Annotated in this window: 20 protein-coding genes; all 20 read left to right on the plus strand. The window is 57.5% G+C overall.

The annotated features are described in order from the left end of the window. The first annotated feature begins 139 nt into the window (after positions 1-139). Positions 140-571: a hypothetical protein gene (locus ACMV5H_RS22725; RefSeq protein WP_414822517.1), complete on the plus strand. Its 432-nt coding sequence runs from the start codon at positions 140-142 to the stop codon at positions 569-571. Beyond that, positions 568-759, plus strand: a complete 192-nt coding sequence (locus ACMV5H_RS22730; protein ID WP_414822518.1) for a hypothetical protein — start codon at positions 568-570, stop codon at positions 757-759. Before ACMV5H_RS22725 ends, ACMV5H_RS22730 begins: the two co-directional genes overlap by 4 nt. Beyond that, positions 756-1,253 (plus strand): conjugal transfer protein TraP, encoded by a 498-nt coding sequence (locus ACMV5H_RS22735; RefSeq protein ID WP_414822519.1) that lies wholly within the window; start codon positions 756-758, stop codon positions 1,251-1,253. The genes ACMV5H_RS22730 and ACMV5H_RS22735 overlap by 4 nt, the downstream gene beginning before the upstream one ends. Then, positions 1,246-3,876 (plus strand): type IV secretion system protein TraC, encoded by a 2,631-nt coding sequence (traC, locus tag ACMV5H_RS22740; RefSeq protein ID WP_414822520.1) that lies wholly within the window; start codon positions 1,246-1,248, stop codon positions 3,874-3,876. The genes ACMV5H_RS22735 and traC overlap by 8 nt, the downstream gene beginning before the upstream one ends. 107 nt (positions 3,877-3,983) lie before the next feature. Then, positions 3,984-4,394 carry a hypothetical protein gene (locus tag ACMV5H_RS22745; protein WP_414822521.1) on the plus strand — a complete coding sequence of 137 codons (411 nt, stop codon included), beginning with the start codon at positions 3,984-3,986 and terminating at the stop codon, positions 4,392-4,394. Beyond that, complete coding sequence (trbI, locus tag ACMV5H_RS22750) at positions 4,391-4,738, plus strand: type-F conjugative transfer system protein TrbI (protein WP_261147818.1); 348 nt, start codon at positions 4,391-4,393, stop codon at positions 4,736-4,738. The genes ACMV5H_RS22745 and trbI overlap by 4 nt, the downstream gene beginning before the upstream one ends. Next, a complete protein-coding gene (gene traW, locus ACMV5H_RS22755) occupies positions 4,735-5,391 on the plus strand; it encodes a type-F conjugative transfer system protein TraW (protein WP_414822522.1) in 657 nt (218 codons plus the stop codon). The genes trbI and traW overlap by 4 nt, the downstream gene beginning before the upstream one ends. A 52-nt stretch (positions 5,392-5,443) precedes the next feature. Further along, positions 5,444-6,391 (plus strand): conjugal transfer pilus assembly protein TraU, encoded by a 948-nt coding sequence (traU, locus tag ACMV5H_RS22760; protein WP_115160200.1) that lies wholly within the window; start codon positions 5,444-5,446, stop codon positions 6,389-6,391. 14 nt (positions 6,392-6,405) lie between these two features. Continuing rightward, positions 6,406-7,035, plus strand: coding sequence for a type-F conjugative transfer system pilin assembly protein TrbC (trbC, locus tag ACMV5H_RS22765; RefSeq protein ID WP_065684430.1), 630 nt, complete (start codon positions 6,406-6,408; stop codon positions 7,033-7,035). Further along, positions 7,032-8,963 (plus strand): type-F conjugative transfer system mating-pair stabilization protein TraN, encoded by a 1,932-nt coding sequence (gene traN, locus ACMV5H_RS22770; protein WP_414822523.1) that lies wholly within the window; start codon positions 7,032-7,034, stop codon positions 8,961-8,963. The genes trbC and traN overlap by 4 nt, the downstream gene beginning before the upstream one ends. A 9-nt stretch (positions 8,964-8,972) precedes the next feature. Then, complete coding sequence (traF, locus tag ACMV5H_RS22775; protein ID WP_414822524.1) at positions 8,973-9,716, plus strand: type-F conjugative transfer system pilin assembly protein TraF; 744 nt, start codon at positions 8,973-8,975, stop codon at positions 9,714-9,716. A gap of 16 nt (positions 9,717-9,732) precedes the next feature. Next, complete coding sequence (traQ, locus tag ACMV5H_RS22780) at positions 9,733-9,996, plus strand: type-F conjugative transfer system pilin chaperone TraQ (protein WP_065684433.1); 264 nt, start codon at positions 9,733-9,735, stop codon at positions 9,994-9,996. Beyond that, positions 9,986-10,552 (plus strand): type-F conjugative transfer system pilin assembly thiol-disulfide isomerase TrbB, encoded by a 567-nt coding sequence (gene trbB / locus ACMV5H_RS22785; protein WP_414822525.1) that lies wholly within the window; start codon positions 9,986-9,988, stop codon positions 10,550-10,552. Before traQ ends, trbB begins: the two co-directional genes overlap by 11 nt. Then, complete coding sequence (traH, locus tag ACMV5H_RS22790; RefSeq protein ID WP_414822526.1) at positions 10,549-11,916, plus strand: conjugal transfer pilus assembly protein TraH; 1,368 nt, start codon at positions 10,549-10,551, stop codon at positions 11,914-11,916. Before trbB ends, traH begins: the two co-directional genes overlap by 4 nt. Further along, a complete protein-coding gene (traG, locus tag ACMV5H_RS22795) occupies positions 11,916-14,744 on the plus strand; it encodes a conjugal transfer mating-pair stabilization protein TraG (RefSeq protein ID WP_414822527.1) in 2,829 nt (942 codons plus the stop codon). The genes traH and traG overlap by 1 nt, the downstream gene beginning before the upstream one ends. Before the next feature lie 8 nt (positions 14,745-14,752). Beyond that, on the plus strand, positions 14,753-15,268 hold the full coding sequence (locus tag ACMV5H_RS22800) for a hypothetical protein (protein WP_414822528.1): 516 nt from the start codon (positions 14,753-14,755) through the stop codon (positions 15,266-15,268). Positions 15,269-15,558: 290 nt separating this feature from the next. Then, positions 15,559-17,766, plus strand: a complete 2,208-nt coding sequence (gene traD, locus ACMV5H_RS22805; RefSeq protein ID WP_414822529.1) for a type IV conjugative transfer system coupling protein TraD — start codon at positions 15,559-15,561, stop codon at positions 17,764-17,766. Continuing rightward, positions 17,766-23,012, plus strand: a complete 5,247-nt coding sequence (gene traI, locus ACMV5H_RS22810) for a conjugative transfer relaxase/helicase TraI (protein WP_414822530.1) — start codon at positions 17,766-17,768, stop codon at positions 23,010-23,012. Before traD ends, traI begins: the two co-directional genes overlap by 1 nt. A 1-nt stretch (position 23,013) precedes the next feature. Next, the gene (gene traX, locus ACMV5H_RS22815; RefSeq protein WP_414822531.1) at positions 23,014-23,751 is read left to right on the plus strand and encodes a type-F conjugative transfer system pilin acetylase TraX; all 738 of its coding nucleotides are present in this window, start codon (positions 23,014-23,016) and stop codon (positions 23,749-23,751) included. 68 nt (positions 23,752-23,819) lie between these two features. Continuing rightward, the gene (locus ACMV5H_RS22820; protein WP_414822532.1) at positions 23,820-24,140 is read left to right on the plus strand and encodes a hypothetical protein; all 321 of its coding nucleotides are present in this window, start codon (positions 23,820-23,822) and stop codon (positions 24,138-24,140) included. The last annotated feature ends 95 nt before the right edge of the window (positions 24,141-24,235 follow it).

A 24,235-nucleotide genomic window follows, 5' to 3' on the forward strand; every position in this document is an offset into this window, starting at 1 on the left:
TCCCCCTGTAAAGGGGCTTTTTCAAAATCCGGTTCTATCACGCGTGCCCTGAAACGTGAAAAGGGATGGGCGGTAGCGTGTCCTGAGATGCATGCCTCACTTTGCGCATCGCAGTAACCCAAAATCAGCTGAGGTCAACATGAATATCAATCTGTTAGGTATAACAACCAGCCCAGGTGGGCGCGCCTTGTTCATCAACGACTGGAAGGCTGATCGGCGGTGGTTGCTGCTTTCGGTAGTCGAAATCCATGTGAAATGGGTTCTGTTGATGGGGGTGGCTGCTCTGGCCGGCATTGGCCTGCTCATTTTGACGCTGCAGTCCGGTGATGCCGTCCTGGTGTCGCGCTACATCGGTAACAGTGGCCTGAACTGGGTTGCAGTCGCCTACGGCGTGGCGATTCTGGCAACGCTGTTGGGCATCATGCGTCGTTATTACCAGGCCGCCGCGCTAGGTTATTCCTCATTTCGAAAATTTGAAATTGACCGCCGGCCAGAACTGCGGCTGCACATTTTGAAACTGCAACAAAATAGGCTGGCAAAGGCAGAGCAACGTGGAGGGACGCACGAATGAAGAATAAACACATTGCGCCTTCAATCTGGTCATTCGACGGTGGAGATGGTGTCGCCGGCCTCAATGCCGTGGTCTGTGGTACGGCTGGGGCAGGTAAAACGATATTTATGGCATCGATCGTTGCGATGTTGAGTAGCAGCAAAAAAGGGAAGCCTGATGAAGATCCAGACAAGGAGACCATCGAATGATGGGTAAAACGCTGTACGGCGTGCTGTATGCACTGAGATGGCTGGGCTGGCTGATTAAGTACGTTTTCATCTGGCCCGCCGCCACGCTGATGCTGTTACTTATCACGATGTTCTGGCTCAGTAACACTACGCCGGGAGGCATGATGGCGGAGGAAATCGCGTCAGTTTCCTGGAACGTGCAGACGGGGGAATACCGTATCCCTGTTTGTGCGGAAAGGAAGGTTGGTACGGCGGTTACTGACGTCATGGTGGCCGCGCCCACGGATGTTTGTCGCGATACGGTACTGACCAACGCAGAAGGTTATGCAGAGTACATTGACGCCTCACTGCGCGGGCTGCAGACGTTATGGGTGGTGTTCGGGCTTTTCTTTGTTCTGGGGGCGTTTGCTCTAGGATGCCGCCCATTCACCTATCGGCCATACCGTCCGGGAGTGAAATTGGCGGCGACGCCTGTAAGGGTTGAGGAAAGCAAAAAGGATGGCCGCCATGAGTAGTAACCCACTGGATGCGGTGACCCGCACGGTCAATGCGCTGGTCACCGCGCTGAAAATGCCCGATGACTCTGCGAAAGCCAATGACATTCTCGGGCAGATGAACTTCCCGCAGTTCAGTCGGCTGTTGCCATACCGTGATTATGACGCCCAAACCGGGCTGTTCATGAATGATAAAACGATGGGATTTATGCTGGAAGCCCAGCCGATCAATGGCGCGAATGAGACCATTGTCTCGTCACTCGAAAACCTGATGCGCACCAAACTGACCCGGGAGGTACCGCTGGCCATCCACCTGGTGTCCAGCCCTCTTGTGGGGCAGGACATCCAGTACGGTCTGCGCGAACTGTCCTGGACCGGCGAAGAAGCCGACAAATTCAACGCCATCACCCGTGCCTATTACCTGAGAGCGGCGGAAGAGGGGTTTCCCCTGCCCGAACATCTAAATCTGCCGCTGACACTGCGTAATTACCGCGTCTATTTCTCCTGCTGCGTCCCCCGCAAACGGGGCAGCAAGGCCAGCGTGATGGAGCTGGAGAACCAGGTGAAAATCATCCGCGCGTCCTTGCAGGGAGCACAGATTGTGACCCGGGGCGTGGATGCCGATGCCTTCATCCGCATCGTGGCGGAAATGGTGAACCACAACCCGGATGCGCTGTACACCAAGGATCGTGAGCTAGACCCGCTCAAGGACCTGAACTATCAGTGCGTGGATGACAGCTTTGACCTCAAGGTGAAAGCGGATCACATGACGCTGGGCCTGCGTGAAAACGGGAAGAACAGTGCGGCGCGTATCATGAACTTCCAACTGACCCGCAACCCGGAAATGGCGTTTCTGTGGAATACGGCTGACAACTACAGCAACCTGCTGAGTCCGGAGCTGTCCATCTCCTCTCCGTTTATTCTGACCCTGATCCTGTCGGTAGAAGACCAGGTGAAGGCCCAGAATGAGGCCAACCTGAAGTTTCTCGACCTGGAGAAAAAATCTAAAAACAGCTACGCCAAATTTTTCCCGGGTGTGGTTCAGGAGGCGCAGGAATGGGGTGACCTACGTCAGCGGTTGGCCTCGGGCCAGTCTTCACTGGTGAGTTATTTCCTGAACATCACTGTTTTCTGCCGGGATGAACAAGAAACCGCGCTTAACGTGGAGCAGGACGTGCTGAACAGCTTCCGTAAAAACGGATTCGAGCTCATTTCCCCGCGTTTTAACCAGATGCGTAACTTCCTGGCTGGCCTGCCGTTCACCGCAGGTGGCGGTATGTTTAAGCAGTTGAAAGCGTCCGGTGTCGTGCAGCGTGCCGAAAGCTTTAACGTGGCCAACCTGCTGCCCGTGGTGGCTGATAGCCCGCTGGCCACCGCCGGGCTACTGGCACCCACCTACCGCAACCAACTGGCATTCATCGATCTGTTCAGCAAGGGAATGGGCAACACCAATTTCAACATGGCGGTCTGCGGCACATCAGGGGCCGGGAAAACCGGTCTTATCCAGCCGCTTATCCGCAGCGTGATCGACTCCGGTGGATTTGCGGTGGTGTTTGATATGGGCGATGGCTACAAATCCCTGTGCGAGAACATGGGCGGTGTGTACCTCGATGGCGAGAGCCTTAAGTTTAACCCGTTTGCCAACGTCACCGACGACACTATCAATGAGATGGCCGAGCGTCTGCGTGACCAGTTGTCGGTGATGGCCAGCCCCAACGGGAATCTGGATGAAGTCCATGAAGGCCTGTTACTCAAGGCGGTGAAAGCCACCTGGTTGTCGAAGAAAAATCAGGCACGCATTGATGACGTGGTGGACTATCTGGTGATGGCCCGTGACAGTGAAGGATACGAAGGGTCGCCGACGATCCGCAGCCGTCTGGACGAAATGGTGGTGTTGCTCACCCAGTACACCCGTGATGGTGTGTACGGCAATTATTTCAATTCGGATGAACCGTCGCTGAGGGATGATGCGAGGATGGTGGTACTGGAGCTTGGCGGTCTGGAAGACCGGCCGTCGCTCCTGGTTGCAGTGATGTTTTCGCTCATTCTTTATATCGAAAACCGCATGTACCGCACGCCACGCAGCCTTAAAAAGCTCAATGTTATTGATGAAGGCTGGCGGCTGTTGGATTTCAAAAACAACAAGGTCGGGGCCTTCATCGAAAAAGGCTACCGTACCGCCCGCCGCCATACAGGCTCTTACATCACCATCACCCAGAACATCGTCGACTTCGACTCGGACACCGCTTCCAGTGCGGCGCGGGCGGCCTGGGGGAACTCGTCGTACAAAATCATCCTCAAGCAGTCAGCCAAAGAATTTGCCAAATACAACCAGCTTTATCCAGATCAGTATTCGCAGATGCAGCGCGACATGATCGCCCGTTTTGGCAACGCAAAAGACCAGTGGTTCAGCAGTTTTATGCTGTCGGTGGAGCACCTCACTTCCTGGCACCGGCTGTTTGTCGACCCGCTTAGCCGGGCAATGTATTCGTCAGACGGGCCGGACTTTGAGTTTGTGCAGCGTCGTCGACAAGAGGGATTGACCATTCACGAAGCCGTCTGGGAACTGGCCTGGCAGAAGTCCGGCCCGGAAATGGCGTCGCTGGAGCGGTGGTTGCAGGAGCATGAGGGGATAACCTTTTGACAGCGCCTCGTTCTGAAAAGCGAAAGATGCTGAGGGTATCAGCGAGTCGCGACTGCGAATCAGATCCCTGCCGGCGGTTGCGCTGGGCCATTAAGAAGGAAACATCGATGTTTGTGAAGAGAAAAACCTTTGATGCCTGCTTTCATCAGCTCACCAGTTGCAGGCTCTTATTGTCCGCCAATCAGGAATCGCTTGGGCAGTTGCGCTCAGCGGCAGAGGTCGGTGGTGGGATTTATAAACGCATCCTGGAATGTCGTGAAATGGCTGAAGGTGTTCGTCGTATGACGACGCCCGGCAGTGACCAGCGTCGCCTGCTTGACCATCTGGTCTATATGGATGGATGGCTATTGCAACTGGCGAACGCATTGCCGCTAAGCGGGCATACGCGGCAAATACTGCAGGCGGTATTGAACGGCGACGTTGCAGGGATATACGAGGGTGAACATTGGCTGGGGGCGGTGATGGAACAACAAACCGAGCTCCAGGAGCGAGTGCGCATTGCAGGAGGGAAAACGTGAAAAAAACAACGGTACTTACGGTGTTTCTCATCGCCGGCACGCTGCTCGCCAGCGCTGGTATCAGTTGGCTCACTTGTCGCCTGAATGCTCCTGTGGTGGCGTCATTTAACATGAAGTCCACGGTGGATGCCTTCTTTGAAAGCACCACACGCCGGTCGCTGGACGAGGCGCAGACCAAGGCGCTGTCAGAGCGCTTTAATGCCGCGCTCGAAGCCAGCCTGCAGGATTGGCAGGCTCGTCACAACGGCCTCATCCTGGTGGCGCCAGCGGTGGTGCAGGGCGCACCGGACATCACTCGCGACATCCAGAAGGACGTGGCCCGCCGGATGAAGGCCTCGTCATGAGGGCGGTCGTTGCCCTGAGCCTGACGTTGTTTGCGGGCAGCGCACTGGCCACGGATTTGGGGACGTGGGGCGACCTCTGGCCCGTGGCTGAGCCGGACATGCTGAGCGTTATCGAGCAGCGGCTGCAGTCCCTGCAGCAATCCGGGGAAATGGACAAAAAGATGACAGAGTTTAAAGACCGCGTGGTGCGCAATAGCCAACGTCCGCCGGCGGTGGAAGGAATAACGCGTGCCGTGCGCTACGAACAGCGCTGGTTCGACCCGAGTATCCGCCTGGACAAGGACGTGTCCGATCATGAAGGCCGGGTGTTTGCCCGGGCCGGAGAGGTTTTTAATCCCCTGAACGTGGTGCCGTTCAACGAGACCCTGATGTTCATTGACGGCGACGACGCAGAGCAGGTGACCTGGGTGGCACGTCAGAAACCGGCGACGCTGATTGCCCGCATCATCCTGGTGAAAGGCAACATCCCGGAGACGTCGGAAAAGCTCGATAGCCGTATCTTCTTCGACCAGAACGGGGCACTGACGACCCGCTTCGCCATCAGTGAAGTGCCGGCCCGCGTGACGGCAGCGCCCAGCGGGCTGCGCCTGAAGGTGGAAGTTATCCCGCCTGAGATGACGCAGTACGACAGCCAGGGAGCAACACATGAGTAAGGTGCTGGCCACCCTCGGTGGTCTGTTATTACTGGGGCTGAGCCACGGGGTGATGGCGGTGCCGGGTGCAGGAACCGTGGCCTGTGAGGGGCGGTTTGTTAATCCGATCACCGATATCTGCTGGCGCTGCATGTTTCCGTTGTCGCTCGGCAGTGTGCAGGTGACCGGTGGTGACCTGCCGGACACGCCCAACCCCGCCAGCCCCATTCAGTTCTGCCCGATGCCGCCGCCGATATTCCAACGCATCGGACTGGCCATCGGGTTCTGGGAGCCAATGGCCATGACGGATGTGACCCGCTCGCCGGGCTGCATGGTCAATCTCGGCGGGTTCTCCATTAATCTCGGCAAAATGGGTATGGGCACCGCGAAGAAAGACGACAAGCAGGTCAACGGCGCGTTCTACCATGTGCATTGGTACAAATACCCGCTGACCTACTGGCTCAACATCATCACCTCAATGGGGTGTTTGCAGGCCGGTGACCTGGATATCGGGTATCTGTCCGAGATCGACCCCACCTGGGGGGACAGCGCCCTGACGTCCATTTTGAACCCGGAAGCGGTGATTTTTGCCAACCCGATAGCCCAGGGGGCCTGCGCGGCCGACGCCATTGCCAGCGCGGTGGGCATGCCGCTCGACCCGCTGTTCTGGTGTGCTGGCTCGCAGGGTTCGATGTACCCCTTTAACGGCTGGGTAAGTAATGAGTCCAGCCCGTTGCAGTCGTCGGTGCTGCTCAGCGAACGGATGGCGTTCAAGTTGCACCGGCAGGGACAGGTGTTGGAAAGCATCGGCGCAGATCGTGCGGTTTGTCATCAGTATCCGTCCCCTATCATCCCAAAATCGCGCTGGCGCTATCAGATGGTGAACATGATCCCCGATGTGCTGCAGTGCCATCCGTTCGGGCGCACCGTGATGCGCTGGGAAGTGGGACACAATCTCCCATCAACGCGAAAAAACTACGGCTACCTGTTGTGGCGCAAACGTAACTGCGTCTTCCTCTGAGAAAGGATCTTCTGATGAATACCCTACACCGACTGGCGGCAGCGATATGGCTGTCGGCCTACTGCACCTCTGCGCTGGCCACCGGGATACACGACGACAACCGAGAGTTCCTGCGCCAGCAGGAAAATCTGAGTAATCAGCTGCGCCAGCAGGACAATGCGCCGCTGCGCCAGATGCTGGAACAGCAGGTACGTCAGAACCCCCTGTCCGGGGGAGACCGGCAGTTTATCGATAGCCTGAAACAAGAACAGATGGACGGTCAATCCGATAAACCGGCGCAGGGGGCGCTGTACTTCGTGTCGTTCTCCATTCCCGAAACCGGCCTTAAACGCATGCTGTCGGAAGCCCGCCGTTTCGGTATTCCGGCGACGCTCAGGGGGATGGTGCAAAACGACATGAAAACCACGGCTGACGCCATCATGGCGCTGGTCAAAGACGGCAGCACCGACGGGGTGGCGATTGACCCCACCCGCTACCGCGAGTTCGGTATCACCAGCGTGCCGTCGCTCGTGGTGTTTTGTTCGGTGGGGCACGATGTTATCCGGGGCAACCTGCGGCTCAAGCAGGCGCTGGAAAAAGTGGTGGAGAAGGGCGATTGCCGGGATGAAGCCCGCCGCCTGCTTGAAGAAGGAGCGAAGAAATGAACCGCGTGTGCCTGGTTTCTGTGGCCTTGCTCCTCATGGCGGGGATGGCCAACGCGAACGCACAAACCGATGCCGATGCGCAGTATAAAGCCGGTGCCGATTTTGCCCGTGAGATAAAGGGCAAGGGCGACAGCAGCCTGAACAACTTCAATCCGGGCGACAGTATCCCGAATTACACCGATTCCCCCGGCGAGAAAAATTACTACGGTGGCGTGACAGCTACCGGCGACGGTGCCATGAAAGCTGACGGGACGCAGGAGTGGACAACAAACGATGCTACTCAGGCGGTGACAGACTCTTTCATTAATAACCCGAAAGAGCCCATCTCACCTGATGCTCCGTTTATCCAGGCAAGTCAGGATGTTCAGTCTCGCGCAGATACCATCATTGGCAAAACAGGGCAGACACAGTGTGAAACACAGAATATAAATCGGAGTGAGTTCACCAATTACACCTGTGAGCGTGATTTATTGGTTGAACAAGCCTGCACGCGCGAAGCCAGCATTAAAGAAAATGTGACGACAGAAAAACAGCAGAAAGAGGTCACAGTACCGGTAACCCTCACAGTTAGCAGCGGTACTGCTTGGAGCGGTAAGCTGGTGATCCCTGAAAATGGAAGATTGTTGAGGGTGGCAGTCAATGCGACCAACATGCCAATCCCCTACACCAGTGATTGCAACAACACATGGAGCGGTAAGTGTGAAAAGGCTATGAAGGAAAGCTTCACCATCATGGGGCAGAGTTTGCCGGTAAAAATTGATAAGTTGCCAAATTACAGTGAGCAATGTTCAGGTGGAAAAAATGGCAGCTGTACTGTTCGGTATAATGATGGGTTCAGTAGTGTTAATTCGGCGTTTAATGTCGACATGTGGGTTGGCGCCGGGCAATCTTTTGATGTCCAGAAACAGTCACATTTCGCATGGGGTGTTGCCAGCAGTTTTCCTATATCTATAACACTAACGTTTGAAATTGACGTCGTCGTCGCTTACCCCGAAGTGGTGTGGTCTGAATATTGTCCTTTCAGTAAAGAGGAAGGAAAGCTCAGTAAATCTGAATGCATTAAACCGGGTGAGACGCGCACCGTGATCGTGGCCAACAAGCCCTATTCATTCACGCAGTCTTGCTGGATGTACAAAGACACCTATATGACTCAGGCGGCAGATGCCGGAACTTGCAAAAAGTATATTGATAATCCCGCCTGTACGCTGGCCTCTCGGCAATGTGCTTTTAGCGCAGAAGACGGTAGTGGTTGCCTGCATGAATTCGCAACCTATTCCTGTGAAACCCGTACTTCCGGGACTGTCATGATTTGTGGCGGCGAGAGCTTCTGTCTCGATGGTGAATGTGAGCGTGCTCAGAAGGGAAAAAATAATGATTTCGCGCCGGTGGTGTCGGCGCTGGCGGCCCTCGCGGCGGCGGGGAAAGACGTGGCAGACCTCAATGGCGTGGATGTTCGGGCTTTCACCGGCAGCGCTAAGTTCTGTAAAAAGTTTGCGGTCGGCTTCAGCGACTGCTGCAAGGACTCGGGCTGGGGGCAGGATATCGGAATTGCCAACTGTAGCACCGAAGAGAAAGCGCTGGGCAAAGCCAAAGAGAAGCAACTCACCGTCAGCGTCGGGGAGTTCTGCTCGAAAAAGGTGTTGGGTGTGTGTCTGGAGAAAAAACGCGGTTACTGCCAGTTCGATTCAAAACTGGCCCAGATTGTTCAGCAGCAGGGACGTAATGGCCAGTTGCGCATCGGCTTCGGGGCTGCCAAAAGCCCGGACTGCCGGGGTATCACCCAGACCGAACTCCAGCAGATTAAATTCGACAATCTCGACTTCTCTAACTTCTTTGAAGATTTACAAAACAACCAGAACATCCCCGACAACAACGCGCTGACGGAACGTGTCCGTGAGCAGATAGCCACTCAGTTGCAGAGTAAGTAAGGCGGCCATATGAAAAAACGACTCTCCGTGACGGCGGCCGCGCTGCTGCTCAGCCTGCCGGCGCTGGCGAAGGATGCCGGCTGGCAGTGGTACAACGAAAGCCTGAAGCGGAAAACGGAAGAACCGCCCACGGCCACAGCACCGCCCGCACAACCGGACATCATGGAAAAACTGGCCACGCTGCAACAGGCCACGAAACGGGCGATGTATGAAGCCATCCTGTACCCGGGCGTGGAAAACTTCACCCGCTATTTCCGGTTGCAGAATTACTGGGCGCAGCAGGCCGGATTGTTCTCGATGAGCGCCAAAAAAGCCATGCTGGCGCACCCGGAACTGGACTACAACCTGCAGCACAGCCACTACAACGGCACCGTGCGCAACCAACTGGCGGCAGATTTTGCCGATCAGCGCCGGGCCATCGAAGCACTGGCTCAGCATTACGGGGTGATGTTCTTCTACCGGGGGCAAGATCCCATCGACGGACAGCTGGCGCAGGTGATCAAGAACTTCCGCGAAACCTATCACCTGAGTGTTATTCCTGTGTCCGTGGACGGCATCATCAATCCGCTGTTGCCCGACAGCCGCGTTGACGCTGGCCAGGCCGAGCGTCTGGGTATTCGTCACTTCCCGGCGCTGATGCTGGCTGACCCGAAAAGCGGCACCGTGAAGCCCGTGTCCTACGGGTTTATCAGTCAGGACGATCTGGCCAAACAGTTCCTGTACGTTTCCACCGATTTTGCCCCCAACTTTTAGTTTTCGGAGAGTCTGTATGCGTAAATTCCGCTTTCGTCTGCCTGAGTTTGACAACGTCGGGCTGTGGATACTGACACTGGGCGTCTGGTTTCACATTGTTTCCCGCCTGATCCGCCCCAATCCATCAATGGCCATTTTGCTGGCGCAGATTATCGGGGTGTCGCTCACCCTGTGGGGAGGCTACCGCATCCTCAATGTCTGGATTGCCCGGGCACGGGCGGCAGAGCAGGACGCCGCCGACCGTAGGCCGGCAACAGGAGCTGAACACCATGAAGGTTAAACCACTGTTACTGCTGACCGTACTGTGTGTCTGCCCTCCGGGCATTCAGGCAAGCACGATGGACGAACTTCAATCGTTATGGAGTCCAAAAGGGCTTGGGGCGGCCGCACCCGAAACCAAAACAGAAACCCCAGCACCTGCCCCAACGGCGGTCATCGCTGCCCCTTCCCGTCAACCGGTCTGGTTCCGGCTGAGCAACGGGCAGCAGGCCAACCTGGCAGAATGGAAGGTGGTGCTGTTTATGCAGGGGAGTTGCCCGTATTGCCACAAATTCGACCCGGTGTTGAAGTCGCTGTCTGAACGCGTGGGGTTTGGCGTGATGGCCTACACCATTGATGGGCACGGCGACGAAGCGTACCCCGAAGCCTTACCGGTGCCGGCAGATGTTATGCGGACATTCTTCCCCAACCTGCCGGTCGCTACCCCCACCACGTTTCTGGTTAACGTGAACACCCTGGAAGCGTTGCCGCTGTTGCAGGGGGCCACTGACGAGCAGGGCTTTATGGCTCGTCTCGATACCGTGTTGCAGATGCGTCAGGGAGGGCGCGCGCTATGATGAAAACCCCACGGGCCGCCCTGTGTGCGGCACTGCTGACGTTGTCGGTGACGGCTGCAGCCGATGTGAACAGCGATATGAATCAATTTTTTAACAAACTCGGATTTGATTCCAACACCAGTCAGCCCCAGGTCTGGCAAGGGCAGGCGGCAGGTTACGCCTCCGGCGGGTCGATGTATGCACGCACCCAGGTGAAAACCATCCAGCTGGTCTCGATGACCCTGCCGGACATTAACGCCGGGTGCGGCGGTATCGATGCCTACCTGGGCTCGTTCAGCTTCATCAATAGCGAGCAGCTGCAGCGGTTCGCCAAACAGATCATGTCCAATTCGGCCGGGTACTTCTTTGACCTCGCCCTGCAGACCACGGTACCGGAAATCAAAACCGCCAAAGATTTTCTGCAGAAAATGGCCAGCGACGTTAACAGCATGAACCTCAGCTCCTGTCAGGCCGCGCAGGGCATTGTCGGTGGGTTGTTCCCGCGCACGCAGGTTTCCCAGCAAAAGGTCTGCCAGGACATTTCCGGAGAGAGCAACATGTTTGCCGACTGGGCGGCCTCACGGCAGGGCTGTACCGTGGGCGGCAGCCTGGACAAGGTTCGTGATAAAGCGAGCGATAAAGATAAAGAACGTATTACCAAAAACATCAACGTTATCTGGAGTGCGCTCGGTAAAAACCGGATGTTTGACGGCAACAAGGAACTGAAAGAGTTCATCATGACTCTGACCGGCACGATGGTGTTTGACGAAAACGGCAACATCACCCCGCTGCCCGCCAGAACCACAGACCGTGACCTGATACGCGCCATGATGGAAGGCGGCACGGCGCGGGTGTACCACTGCAACGACAGCGATAAATGCCTGAAGGTGGTGGCGGATTCGACGGTTACCATCAGCCAGAAAAACGCGCTCAAAAATCAGATTAAAGACATCCTCGCCGGCATTCAGAACAAGGCCGTGACCGATGAGAAGCTCACCGAAAAAGAGAAGGGCTTCATCACCAGTACCACCATTCCGGTATTTAAATACCTGGTCGACCCGCAAATGCTGGGGGTATCGAACAGCCTGGTGTATCAGCTGACCGATTACATCGGTTACGACATCCTGCTGCAGTACATTCAGGAACTGGTTCAACAGGCTCGGGCGATGGTGGCTACGGGGAATTATGACCAGGCAGTGATTGAGAGCATCAACAACAACCTCAACGAAGCGACCCGCCAGATAGCGTCATTCCAGGCGCAGGTGCAGGTCCAGCAGGATGCACTGCTGGTTGTGGATCGGCAGATGAGCTACATGCGTCAGCAGGTTTCGGCACGCATGCTGCAACGCTATCAGAATAATTACCACTTCGGGGGGGCGCGCTGATGCAGGAAATCTATGTCATTGCCGGCGGCGATTGGCTGCGGGCGACCCTCAATGCCATCGTGACCTTCATGAACGGCGACAGTTGGGCGACGATACAGCGTATGGTGATCGCTTTTTCAGTGCTCTTGGTCGCGGTGAACTGGATACGCCGCCACAGCGTGATGGATATGCTGGGCTGGGCTGGGGTGATGGTACTGATATCCCTGCTGGTCGGGGTGCGCACGCCAGTGCAGATCATCGACAACAGCGACCTGACACGGGTTTATCAGGTGGACAACGTGCCGGTGGGGCTGGCGTTGCCCGCCTCACTGACCACCAAAATCGGCTATGCCCTGGTACAGGGCTACGAAATGGTGTTTTCGCAGCCCGACAGCGTCACCTACAGCAAGACCGGGATGATTTTTGGGGCGAATCTGGTGTCGCGCAGTACCGACTTTCTGTCGCAGAACCCGGAAATCACCACGCTGTTTACCGACTACGTCCAGAACTGCGTGATGGGTGATATTTTCCTGAACGGGAAATACAGCATGGAAGACCTGATGAACAGCCCCGATCCCTACACGCTGATTTTCTCACGGCCCAGCCCGCTGCGCGGTGTGTTCAACGATAAAAATCAGTTCATGACCTGCGAGGAAGCGGCAGCGGTTATCAAACCGAAGCTGGCGCTCGATACGCAGACCGGCGGCAAGACCTGGAGCTACTATGTACGTCAGGCATTTGGTGGCCGCCCGAACCCGGATGCGTTGTTTAGCCAGATGGTGGGCGACAGCTACAGCTATTTCTACGGCGCTGGACAGGGGGCCGCGCAGATTATGCGTCAGAACGTCACCATGAACGCGGTGCGCAACGGCATCATGAGCTACGCAGCCCGTAACGGCGACACTGCGAGCCTGCTCAATATTTCCACCACCTCGTCAATGGAAAAACAACGGCTGGCGCATGCCACCGTCGGACAAGTGGCGTTGCGCTCCCTGCCGATGTCGCAAACGCTGATTGTGGGGCTGACGATTGGGCTGTTCCCGCTGATGATTTTAGGCGGGATGTTCAATGCCGTGACGCTGAACGTGCTCAAGGGCTACGTACTGGCCATCATGTGGGTGCAGAGTTGGCCGCTGTTGTATGCCATCCTGAACAGTTGCATGACGTTTTACGCCAAAGCTAACGGCTCGCCGGTGGTGCTGTCTGAACTCTCACAGGTGCAGATTAAATATTCCGATCTCGCCACCACGGCCGGTTATCTGTCGATGCTCATCCCGCCGCTGGCGTGGGGCATGCTCAAGGGACTCGGGGCGGGCTTCTCGAGCCTGTACAGCCATCTGGCGTCCTCAGCCATCAGCCCGGCAGCCACGGCAGCGTCCGGTGCGGTCGACGGTAACTACTCCTACGCCAATATGCAGACCGAGAACGTCAGCGGCTTCAACTGGAACACCAACAGCTCGACGGTGTTTGGGCAGATGAGCCATCAGTTGGGGAATGGTGCAATGACCACCCGCACCCGTGGCGGTGATACGGTGGTGGACAGCTCCGGGGCCATGTCAAAACTGCCGGTGGATATCAACGTGTCGCGCCAGATTGCGAGTGCGCAGCAGCAGATGTCCCGGGAGTCTGAGTCTCAGGCGCAGACGGCAATGAGCGGGTTTAACAGCAGTATCAGCAGTGCCTGGAACTCCCTGCAGCAATTTGCCGGTCAGCGCGGTAACAGCAGCACGACCACCCAGGGTGCAGACAGTTCGCAGGGCGGGCAATCAACCATGATGGCCGGCAAAATGCGCAGCGCAGTAGAAAGCTACGCCAAAGCCAATAACATCAGCGAAGACCAGGCCACGCAGGAACTGGCTCAACGGTCGGTAAATTATACAGCAGGACTGAACGCCTCAATCACAGGTAAAGGCAGTATGGGAGTTAAGATACTTGGTACTGGTGCGACAGTGGAAACAGCAGTAAGTGGAAAGGTTAGTCGAGACGGGGTAGATCACGATAGTCACTCCGCCAGTTCAGGAACCCGGGCCAGTCAGGATGCCCGCCACGATGCCAGCGCCCAGGCGGCGTCGGACTTCAAAGAGGGTATGGACTATTTTACCAGCCAGAAAACCAGCGAATCCGGTAGCCACAGCCAGAACAATGCCGATTCACGGGTAGACCAACTGGCGGCCTCGCTCAGCAGCGCGAAAAGTAGCTACACCCAGTACAGCGATGCACACACTCGCAGTCAGGAATATGCGGAGATGGCCTCGCGTACTGAGACGATGTCCGGGCAGATGAGCGAAAACCTGACTCAGCAGTTCGCCAACTTTGTGGCGAAACGCGCCCCGGATAATGCCGAAGCGATCCTGACCAACACCAGTTCACCGGAAGTGGCGGCGCAGCGTTCGGCGCTGGCACGGGAGTTTGTGAATGAGCAGGTGGCACCGGGCGTTGACGCGCACTATACCAGCGGAAAAACTGCACTGGGCAGCGGAATGGGGACGGTCTCTGGCGGTGGCAATACGGATGCGGTACGGGCTGATTTTGCGAGCAATAGCCAACAAATAGACCGCCATACGACCAATGCTGGCATCGCTAATAACGTTGGTGATAAAGTGGACACAATGATTAGCGGTAATCAAAACGCGCAGGCGGAAACTCGTCATAAGATAGAGGGGCAGTCGAGTGAAATCAGCGACCGGCATGACAGCCTGAAAGAAAATCACTCTGAAATGCGAGCAACACAGAATAAAAAATATACTGACGAGAAAGACAAGCAGACAAGTATTCCGGGGGCATCTTCGAAGGGAGAACTCATGGAACGGGCGAGGGAAGCACAGGATCAGTTTAATAAGAAAAAGTGAGGTCAGTAATGCTAACGCAAAAGATCATCCGGCAGGAAATAGAAGAACTGAAGGCGATTATGGCCAGTGACTCACTAGTTGTTCCTAGCATGTGGGAATGTGCAAAACCCGGAGTATTAATCCTACTGTGGTTGTTTATTTGTCCCCTGTTGGCGTTCTCATTAAGCGACGTAATTTTATCAGAAGTGGCTAGTGCCGTGGGTTTTAGTACATTTATTGGTTTTATCATTGCGTTTGGGATTACAAATGGATTGGGTATGGTCTATGCAGTGCCAAGGCATTTTAGGGAGAAGTCAATTGTAATGATGTTGATTCAACGTAAGGTGGTCAAGTATTCTACAGTGTACATGTTAACTGTGTTTGCTTTGGCTTTATTTGGTGCTTTCGGTATTCGTGATTCTTTTGGCTATTTAATGCCTCTAATGTTTATTACCGGTGGTTTTGTATTCTTTTTTAATGCAGACGTCTCCCGTTATAAACTTTCTGCATTCACCGAGATCGTGAAAGCCGTTAAAGCACAATAATTGCACCCTGCCTGCTGGGGCGACTGAGTTCCCCAGCAGGCAATTCGTCCGCTGCTCTGCTGACGACCCAATTGCCTAACTGACTCCCCGCCTTTAACCGTAAACGCAGAACGACTGTGCAAATCCTTTGTGCAGCCGTGAAGTGTTGCCGGCGAAGCTGGAACCCGTGGTCGAATTAAATGTGCGAACGGTTTGGGCGGAATAGGCAATCGCAGCGGAAGAAATAGTTATCAGCGCTGAAACCAATTCTCTTTTTCGTTTAATCCTCTCTTTTATACCGGACGGATATCATGAGTTTTAATGCCAAGGATATGACCCAGGGTGGTCAGATTGCGAGCATGCGCATCCGTATGTTCAGCCAGATTGCCAATATTATTATTTATTGCCTCGTTATTTTGTTTGCCATCATTGTCGCGTTGACCTTCTGGGTAAAACTGTCCTGGCAGACGTTTGTTAATGGCATGCTGTATTACTGGTGCCAGACGCTGTCGCCGATGCGCGATATAGTTAAATCCCAGCCAGTCTATACCGTGCGCTATTACGAGAAAGAGCTTAAGTACAACGCGCTGCAGGTATTGCAGGATAAATACCTTATCTGGTGTGCCGAGCAGGTCTGGGCGACGTTTCTGTTGGCTGCCATCATCGCTGCCGTGGTCTGCGTGGTGGCGTTCTTCGTCACCACCTGGGTGCTGGGCCATCAGGGTAAGCAACAGAGTGAGGATGAGGTCACCGGGGGACGTGAGCTGACCGATGACCCGAAACGCGTGGCGAAGATGCTTAAACGCGACGGTATGGCGTCCGACATTAAAATTGGCGACCTGCCGCTCATCAAGAACTCCGAAATCCAGAACTTCTGTCTGCACGGCACGGTCGGTTCCGGGAAGTCCGAGGCGATACGTCGCCTGATGAATTATGCCCGTAAACGTGGCGACATGGTGATTGTCTACGATCGTTCCTGCGAATTCGTTAAAAGCTATTACGATCCTGCCACCGATAAAATTCTCAACCCGCTCGATGCCCGCTGTGCGGCCTGGGATTTATGGCGTGAGTGTCTGACCCAGCCGGATTTTGACAACATCTCCAACACGCTCATCCCTATGGGGACCAAAGAAGACCCCTTCTGGCAGGGGTCCGGGCGTACCATTTTTGCCGAGGCGGCGTATTTGATGCGTAATGACAAAGACCGCAGCTACAGCAAACTGGTCGATACATTACTGTCGATTAAAATCGAAAAGCTGCGTGCCTATCTTAAAAACTCGCCGGCAGCCAACCTGGTGGAAGAGAAAATCGAGAAGACCGCCATCTCTATTCGGGCGGTGCTGACCAACTACGTCAAAGCCATTCGCTATCTGCAGGGTATTGAGGGTAACGGCGAGCCGTTTACCATCCGTGACTGGATGCGCGGGGTGCGGGAAGACGGGAAAAACGGCTGGCTGTTCATCTCATCCAACGCCGACACCCATGCGTCTCTCAAGCCGGTCATTTCGATGTGGCTATCCATCGCCATCCGAGGGCTGCTCGGGATGGGTGAGAACCGGGATCGCCGGGTATGGGTGTTTGGCGACGAACTGCCCACCCTGCACAAGCTGCCGGACCTGGTAGAAATACTGCCGGAAGCCCGTAAGTTTGGTGGTTGCTATGTGTTCGGTATTCAGTCCTACGCGCAGCTTGAGGACATCTACGGCGATAAAGGCGCCGCCACGCTGTTTGACGTCATGAACACCCGCGTATTCTTCCGTTCGCCGACGCGCAAAATTGCCGAATTCGCTGCTGGGGAGATTGGCGAGAAAGAAATCCTCAAAGCCTCCGAGCAGTATTCCTACGGGGTAGACCCGGTGCGTGACGGGACGTCGGTAGGCAAGGACATGGAGCGGGTGACGCTGGTTAGCTACTCCGACATCCAGACGCTGCCAGACCTCTCCTGTTATGTCACGCTACCGGGACCTTATCCGGCAGTGAAGATGGTCCTGAAGTACCAGGCACGACCGAAGGTCGCACCCGAATTCATCCCGCGCACCCTGGATGAGCAGGCGGATGCGCGCCTGAACCTCGCCCTGGCCGCACGCGAAGACGAATCTCGCAGTCTGGCGGTGCTGTTTACGCCGGATACACCGGTTGCAGCAGCTGAAGAAGTAGAAACACCAGTGGTTGCCAGCGTACTCCCCGCGCCTGTGGACGCCCCTGTCACGCCGGTTGTCCCTGCTGCGCCCGTGGTGCGCCCCGCGACGAGTGGCGCACCTGCGGCTAAATCTGGCTCATCGGAAGCAGCGGTGGGCGTTGGCGGTACCGAACAAGAGCTGGCCACCAAAGCCGAAGACGCTGAAAAGCTGCCACCCGGTATTGATGTCAGCGGCGAAGTGGTGGACTGGGATGCCTTTGAAGCCTGGCAGGCTGAGCAAGATAGGCTGTCAGGGAAGGATATGCAGCGCCGTGAAGAGGTGAGCATCAATGTGCATCGTTCGCCTGAAAAAGACCTCGAACCGGGAGACAACCTCTGATGCTAAGTTTGTGGAGAGTTAAATCGGCCGGCAGCGCCGGCAATTACTACACCGACAAGGACAACTACTACGTCATTGGCAGTATGGGAGAACGTTGGGCGGGCGAGGGGGCTGCTGAGCTGGGGCTTAAAGGCGAGGTGGACCAGAAAATCTTCACCCAACTGCTGGAAGGTCGCCTGCCGGGCGGAAGTGATCTCAGTCGTATGCAGGAGGGTGCCAACAAGCACCGCCCTGGCTATGACCTGACCTTCTCTGCCCCCAAAAGTATCTCAGTGATGGCCATGCTCGGCGGCGACACGCGGCTGATTGACGCACACAACCACGCGGTGGATACCGCTGTGAAGCAGGTGGAGGCACTGGCCTCGACGCGGGTGATGACTGACGGTAAAAGTCAGACCGAGTTGACCGGCAATCTGGTGATGGCGCTGTTTAACCACGATACCAGCCGTGACCAGGAGCCGCTGTTGCACACCCATGCCGTGGTGGCCAACCTCACCCGGCACGGTGATGATTGGCGCACGCTCAGCAGCGATAAGGTCGGCAAAACCGGCTTCATCGAAAACGTGTACGCGAACCAGATAGCCTTCGGCAAAATTTACCGCGCCACATTGCATCAGGATGTCACGGCGCTGGGCTACGAGACGGAGGTCGTGGGGAAGCACGGTATGTGGGAGCTGAAAGACGTACCGGTCGTCGAATTCTCCAGTCGCACTCAGGCGATTAAGGAGGCCGTAGGGGAAGATGCATCGCTAAAATCACGCGACATGGCCGCGTTGGATACGCGGCGCCCGAAAGAAAAGGTCGATCCAGAGCAACGGATGAGCGAGTGGATGCACACACTGAAAGCCACCGGCTTCGATATCCGGGGCTACCGCGAGGACGCTGACCAGCGTGCGCAGGCGGGTGACATCCCGGCCCCGGCCGTGGAGGCCGTCGACGTCAGTGCGTCGGTCGGCCTGGCCATCGGCATGCTGAGCGACCGGCGGGCGCGCTTCACTTACTCTGAACTGCTGGCCACCACAATCGGTCAGTTGCCCGCGCAGCCGGGGGTGGTGGCGCAGGCGCGCGAGGGCATTGAGTCGGCGATTAAAAACGAACAGCTTATTCCGCTCGATAAAGAAAAAGGCCTGTTCACCTCAAACATTCATGTGCTCGACGAACTGTCGGTGGCGGCCCTGAGCCGTGACCTGCAGCGGGCCGGGCCGATTGATACCTTTGCGGATAAAGCACAGCCCCGAACCCGAGCCTACTCTGACGCGGTCAGCGTGCTGGCGCAGGACCGTCTGCCGGTGGCGATTGTGGCCGGTCAAGGGGGGGCCGCTGGTCAGCGTGAGCGGGTAGCGGAGCTGGCCATGATGGCGCACGAACAGGGGCGTGAGGTGCAGATAGTGGCGGCAGATCGCCGCTCGGCCCGCAGCCTTGCGCAGGATGAGCGCCTTGGCGGGGAGCACATTACCGACCGGCGGGCACTGACGGAGGGGATGACCTTTTTGCCGGGCAGCACGCTGATTGTCGACCAGGCCGAAAAGCTGACGCTCAAAGAGACGCTGACGCTGCTCGATGGTGCCCTGCGTCATAACGTGCAGCTATTGATGACCGACAGCGGGCAACGCAGTGGCACCGGCAGCGCCCTGACGGTGATGAAAGAAACGGGCGTGAATACGCTGAGCTGGCAGCAGGGGGAGAAAACCCGGGTGGACGTCATCAGCGAGCCTGACCGGCGCCAGCGTTATGACCGGTTAGCCACAGACTTTGCCCGCAGTATACGGGAGGGAGAACACAGCGTGGCACAGGCTACCGGTGTCCGCGAACAGGCGGCACTCACCGGTGCGGTGCGTAATGCCCTGCGCGCAGAGCGCGTGCTGGGCGAGAAAGAGCACACCATCACCGCGCTGGAGCCGGTGTGGCTGGACAGTCGCCATCAGCAGGTGCGCGACCACTACCGCGATGGGATGGTGATGGAGCGTTGGGATGCTCAGGCGCGACGTCATGAACGGTTTGTGATTGACCGCGTTACCGCCCGTAATAATAGCCTGACATTGCGCAATGCGCAGGGTGAAAGTCAGGTGATCCGGCTGGCGTCGCTCGACAGCAGCTGGTCGTTGCTTCGTGCCACGCAAATCCCGGTGTCGGAAGGGGACCGATTGGCTGTGTTGGGCAAAACACCAGGCGCACGGCTTAAGGGTGGCGATACCGTGACCGTCACCGGCTTTGATGATAAAGGCATAGCCGTGACCCTGCCCGGTCGCAAGGGAACGGTAACGCTGCCGTCCGGAGACAGTCCGTTTACGGCACCGAAAGTCGGGCAAGGCTGGGTGGGATCGCCCGGGCGCAGCGTGAGTGATAACGCCACGGTCTTTGCCTCACTGAGCCTGCGGGAGATGGACACCACCACCCTCAACAAGCTGGCCCTGAGCGGTCCGCAGGTGCGGCTGTACTCGGCGCAAACCGAAGCGAAAACCACGGAGAAACTGGCCAGACAGTCGGCCTTCAGCGTGGTGTCGGCACAAATCAAGGAAGCCGCCGGGCATGACCGACTGGAAGATGCGCTCACACACCAAAAAAACGCGCTGCACACCCCGGCGCAGCAGGCCATTCATTTGGCCATCCCTGAGCTGGAAAGTCGCAACCTCGCCTTCACAAAACCTCAGCTGATGGCGGCGGCCAGCGAGGCAGTGCCGACAGGGCCGGGACTGGCGGCGATTGAGCGGGAAATAGACCAGCAAGCCCGGGAGGGGGCGCTGATGTCGGTACCGGTCTCACCGGGGAACGGCCTGCAACTGTTGGTTGCCCGTGCATCTTATAACGCCGAGAAAAGCATTATCCGCCATGTGCTGGAAGGTAAGGATGCCGTTGCGCCGTTGATGCACCGTGTGCCAGGGGCGCAGATGGAGGGGCTTACATCCGGGCAACGCAATGCAACGCGGATGATCCTTGAGTCCTCCGACCGTTTCACCCTGGTACAGGGCTACGCAGGGGTGGGGAAAACGACCCAATTCCGGGCGGTGATGTCGGCTATCGGCACACTACCGGAGGAGCAGCGGCCCCGCGTCATTGGCGTGGCACCCACCCACCGAGCAGTGAGCGAAATGCGCGATGCCGGCGTGCCGGAGTCGCAGACGCTTGCTGCGTTTATTCACGACACGCAACAGCAGCTGCGCGGCGGCGAAAAGCCGGATTTTCGCAACGTGCTGTTCCTGGTGGATGAAAGCTCGATGGTCGGCAATGCCGATATGGCCCGGGCCTATGGCCTGATCGCCGGGGGCGGCGGACGGGCGGTGTCCAGTGGAGACACCGATCAGTTGCAGTCCATCGCCCCTGGCCAGCCGTTCCGTCTGCTGCAAAAACGCAGCGCCATCGACGTCGCGGTGATGCAGGAGATCGTTCGCCAGACCCCAGCCCTGAAACCGGCGGTCTACAGTTTGATTGACCGGGACATCGACAGCGCCCTCAACACCCTTGAGCAGGTGGCACCCGCACAGGTGCCGCGTCAGGCGGGTGCCTGGCAGCCGGAGAGTTCGGTGGTGGAATTTGGCGCCGTGCAGGAGAAGGCCATCGAGAAAGGTCTGGCCGATGGGAGCCTGACGCCCGGCGCACAACCCGCCACCCTCTATGAAGCCATCGTGCGGGACTACACCGGGCGCACACCGCAGGCGCAGGCACAGACCATCGTGGTGACAACCCTGAATGCCGACCGGCGGGCGCTGAACGCGCAGATACATGAGGCTCGTCAGGCGGCCGGTGAGCTGGGTGAGCAGGAGGCCCGACTACCGATACTGACCTCCGCCAACCTGCGTGACGGTGAGCTGCGTAAAATGGCCACCTGGCAGGCGTCGCACGACAATCTGGTGCTGCTGGACAGCACCTACTATCGGATTGATAGCCTGGATAAGGAAGGGCAGTTGGTCACCCTGAAAGATGAACAGGGCAACACCCGCTCGCTGTCGCCTACCCAGGCTGCGACGGAGGGGGTGACGTTGTATCGCCCTGACACCCTCACGGTGTCGCCAGGTGACCGGATGCGATTCTCCAAAAGCGACAATGAGCGGGGTTTTGTGGCCAACAGCGTCTGGACAGTATCCGAGATTGACGGTGACAGGGTCACGTTGTCAGACGGACACCAGACCCGGACAGTTAATCCAGCTGCCGAGCGGGCAGAACAGCATATCGACCTGGCCTACGCCGTCACTGCCCATGGGGCGCAGGGGGCCAGTGAGCCGTTTGCTATTGGCCTGCAGGGCACTGAAGGAGCACGAAAAGCCATGGTGAGCTTTGAATCGGCCTACGTGGCGCTGAGCCGTATGAAGCAGCATGCGCAGGTGTATACCGACAACCGTGCGGCCTGGGTTGAGGCGATGGGAAAATCCCGCGCACGCAGCACGGCGCATGACATTCTGGAGCCTCGTGGTGACCGGGCAGTCAGTAATGCCGAGCGTTTGATGGGCACGGCAAAGCCGCTGGGAGAGGTGGCAGCCGGACGCGCAGTGCTGCGCCAGGCCGGATTGTCACCGGACGGTTCGATGGCGCGTTTCATCTCGCCTGGCCGTAAATATCCGCAGCCCCATGTGGCTTTGCCTGCCTTTGACGGCAACGGTAAGCCGGCAGGTATCTGGCTGAGTTCGCTGATGCCCGGTGAGGGTGAAATGCGGGGGCTGACGGACGAAGGCCGCGTGATGGGCAGTGAGGAAGCCTCCTTTGCCGGCCTGCAGGTGAGCCGTAACGGGGAGTCATTGCTGGCGGCCGATATGCCGGCGGCGCTGAAGCTGGCGCGGGAAAATCCGCACAGCGGCGTGGTGGTGCGTCTGCCTGGCAGCGAGGGGCGGCCCTGGAACCCTGGTGCCATCACCGGGGGCCGGATCTGGGCGGATGGCGTATCGAACGATGTGGTCACCGGCACACAGCATGGCGAAAAGCTGCCGCCGGAGGTGGTGGCGCAGCAGGTGCAGGCCGAACAGCAGCGCCGCGAAATGGAAGAACGGGCCGCGCAGGCGGTACGGGAAATGGCGCGCGGCGGTGATAAGGGCAGAGAAGGAACAGACCCGGTACGGGAAGTGGCGCGTGAACTGGAACGCACGCAGGAAGCCACCCCTGACGCGGTCAGGGTGCTGGACAATCATGAGGAGCGCAGCCGCGATGACGCGGTGGCACAGGTGGTGCACGAGAGTGTGCAACGTGAACGCCTGCAACAGATGGAGCGCGAGGTGGTGCGTGACCTCGATCGAGAAAAAACACTGAGCGGAGACTGATATGCGGGCAGAGGATAACGTGTTCTTTCCCCTGGTGGTGGTCACGGACAACTGGCTGCAACGGTTGCTGGTCTGGACGCCGGGGCAAACCGACCTGATAAAAACCGTGGCACTGATACTGATGGTGGCCGACCACACCAGCCTGCTGTTCGGGCTCGACAACGACGCGCTACGGATGCTTGGACGGGGTGCTTTCCCGCTGTTCGGCCTGGTGTGGGCGATGAACCTGGCCCGCCATCCTCGCATCCGTCAGTCGTCGCTGAACCGGTTGTGGGTGTGGGCGGTGGTGGCACAGGGCGGCTGGATACTCGCCGGGCTGCAGCCGTATGAGGGCAATATCCTGTTTGCCTTTGCGGTCAGCGGGCAGGCGCTGGCGCTGATGCAGCAGCACGGTCCCCGCGTGTGGCCGCTGTCGCTGGGACTGGTTCTGGCCTGGCTTCCCTTTTCGGATGGCAGCTATGGCCTTGCCGGCATCATGATGCTGTTACTGGCCTGTGGGGTATGCATGACGGCCAGGCGCACCACCCGCACCGGACTGGCGTGCTGTCTGGCGCTGGTGATGCTGGCGCTGAACGCCGGCGACGGTTCGGCGATGATGATAGCAGGGTTAGTGATACCGGGCGTCACCCTGACCGTGCTGAGCCGTTCCTGTCGTCTGGTCGCTCGCTTCTGGCCCCGGGAATTTTTTCCGCTGTTCTACACCGTGCATCTGGCGGTATTGGGACTGATTGCGATGTAACGCAACGACCAGAAAGATAGGGTAAAGTAACGGCATCAGCAGAACTGAACGATGCGAAGAGAAACAACATGAAAGAACAGGGTCGTCCCACACTGACACTGCGCCGTAAAGTGCTATCGGAAAAACCTGCAACCTCCACGGAGCACAACTCGCCCCGGGCGGATACACCCCCGGTGGTGACGCGAAAAAAAACGGTGGTGGTGAATGCCAGTGACAGCCCGCCGCCAGCCTGGAAAGTAAAAAAACAGGCAATGGAAGAACAAGCGAAAGCCGAGCGGGCAGCGGCAAAAGCGGCGCGCCGGGCGGAGAGGGTACGATTACGGGCCGAGCAGGAGGCGCAGGAGAAAGCAGCCAAACGCCCCATTCCCACTCGAAACGCAACAAAGTGACCCACTGGCCAGACCCGGATAAAATCACCGCTCTGGCCCTACTGGAGAGCCTGTTGCATGCAGGGAAAACATCTGACTCAGAAAGAGCGGTTCTA

Source organism: Serratia sp. N21D137 (assembly GCF_047530005.1).
Taxonomy (GTDB): Bacteria; Pseudomonadota; Gammaproteobacteria; order Enterobacterales; family Enterobacteriaceae; genus Chania; species Chania fonticola_B.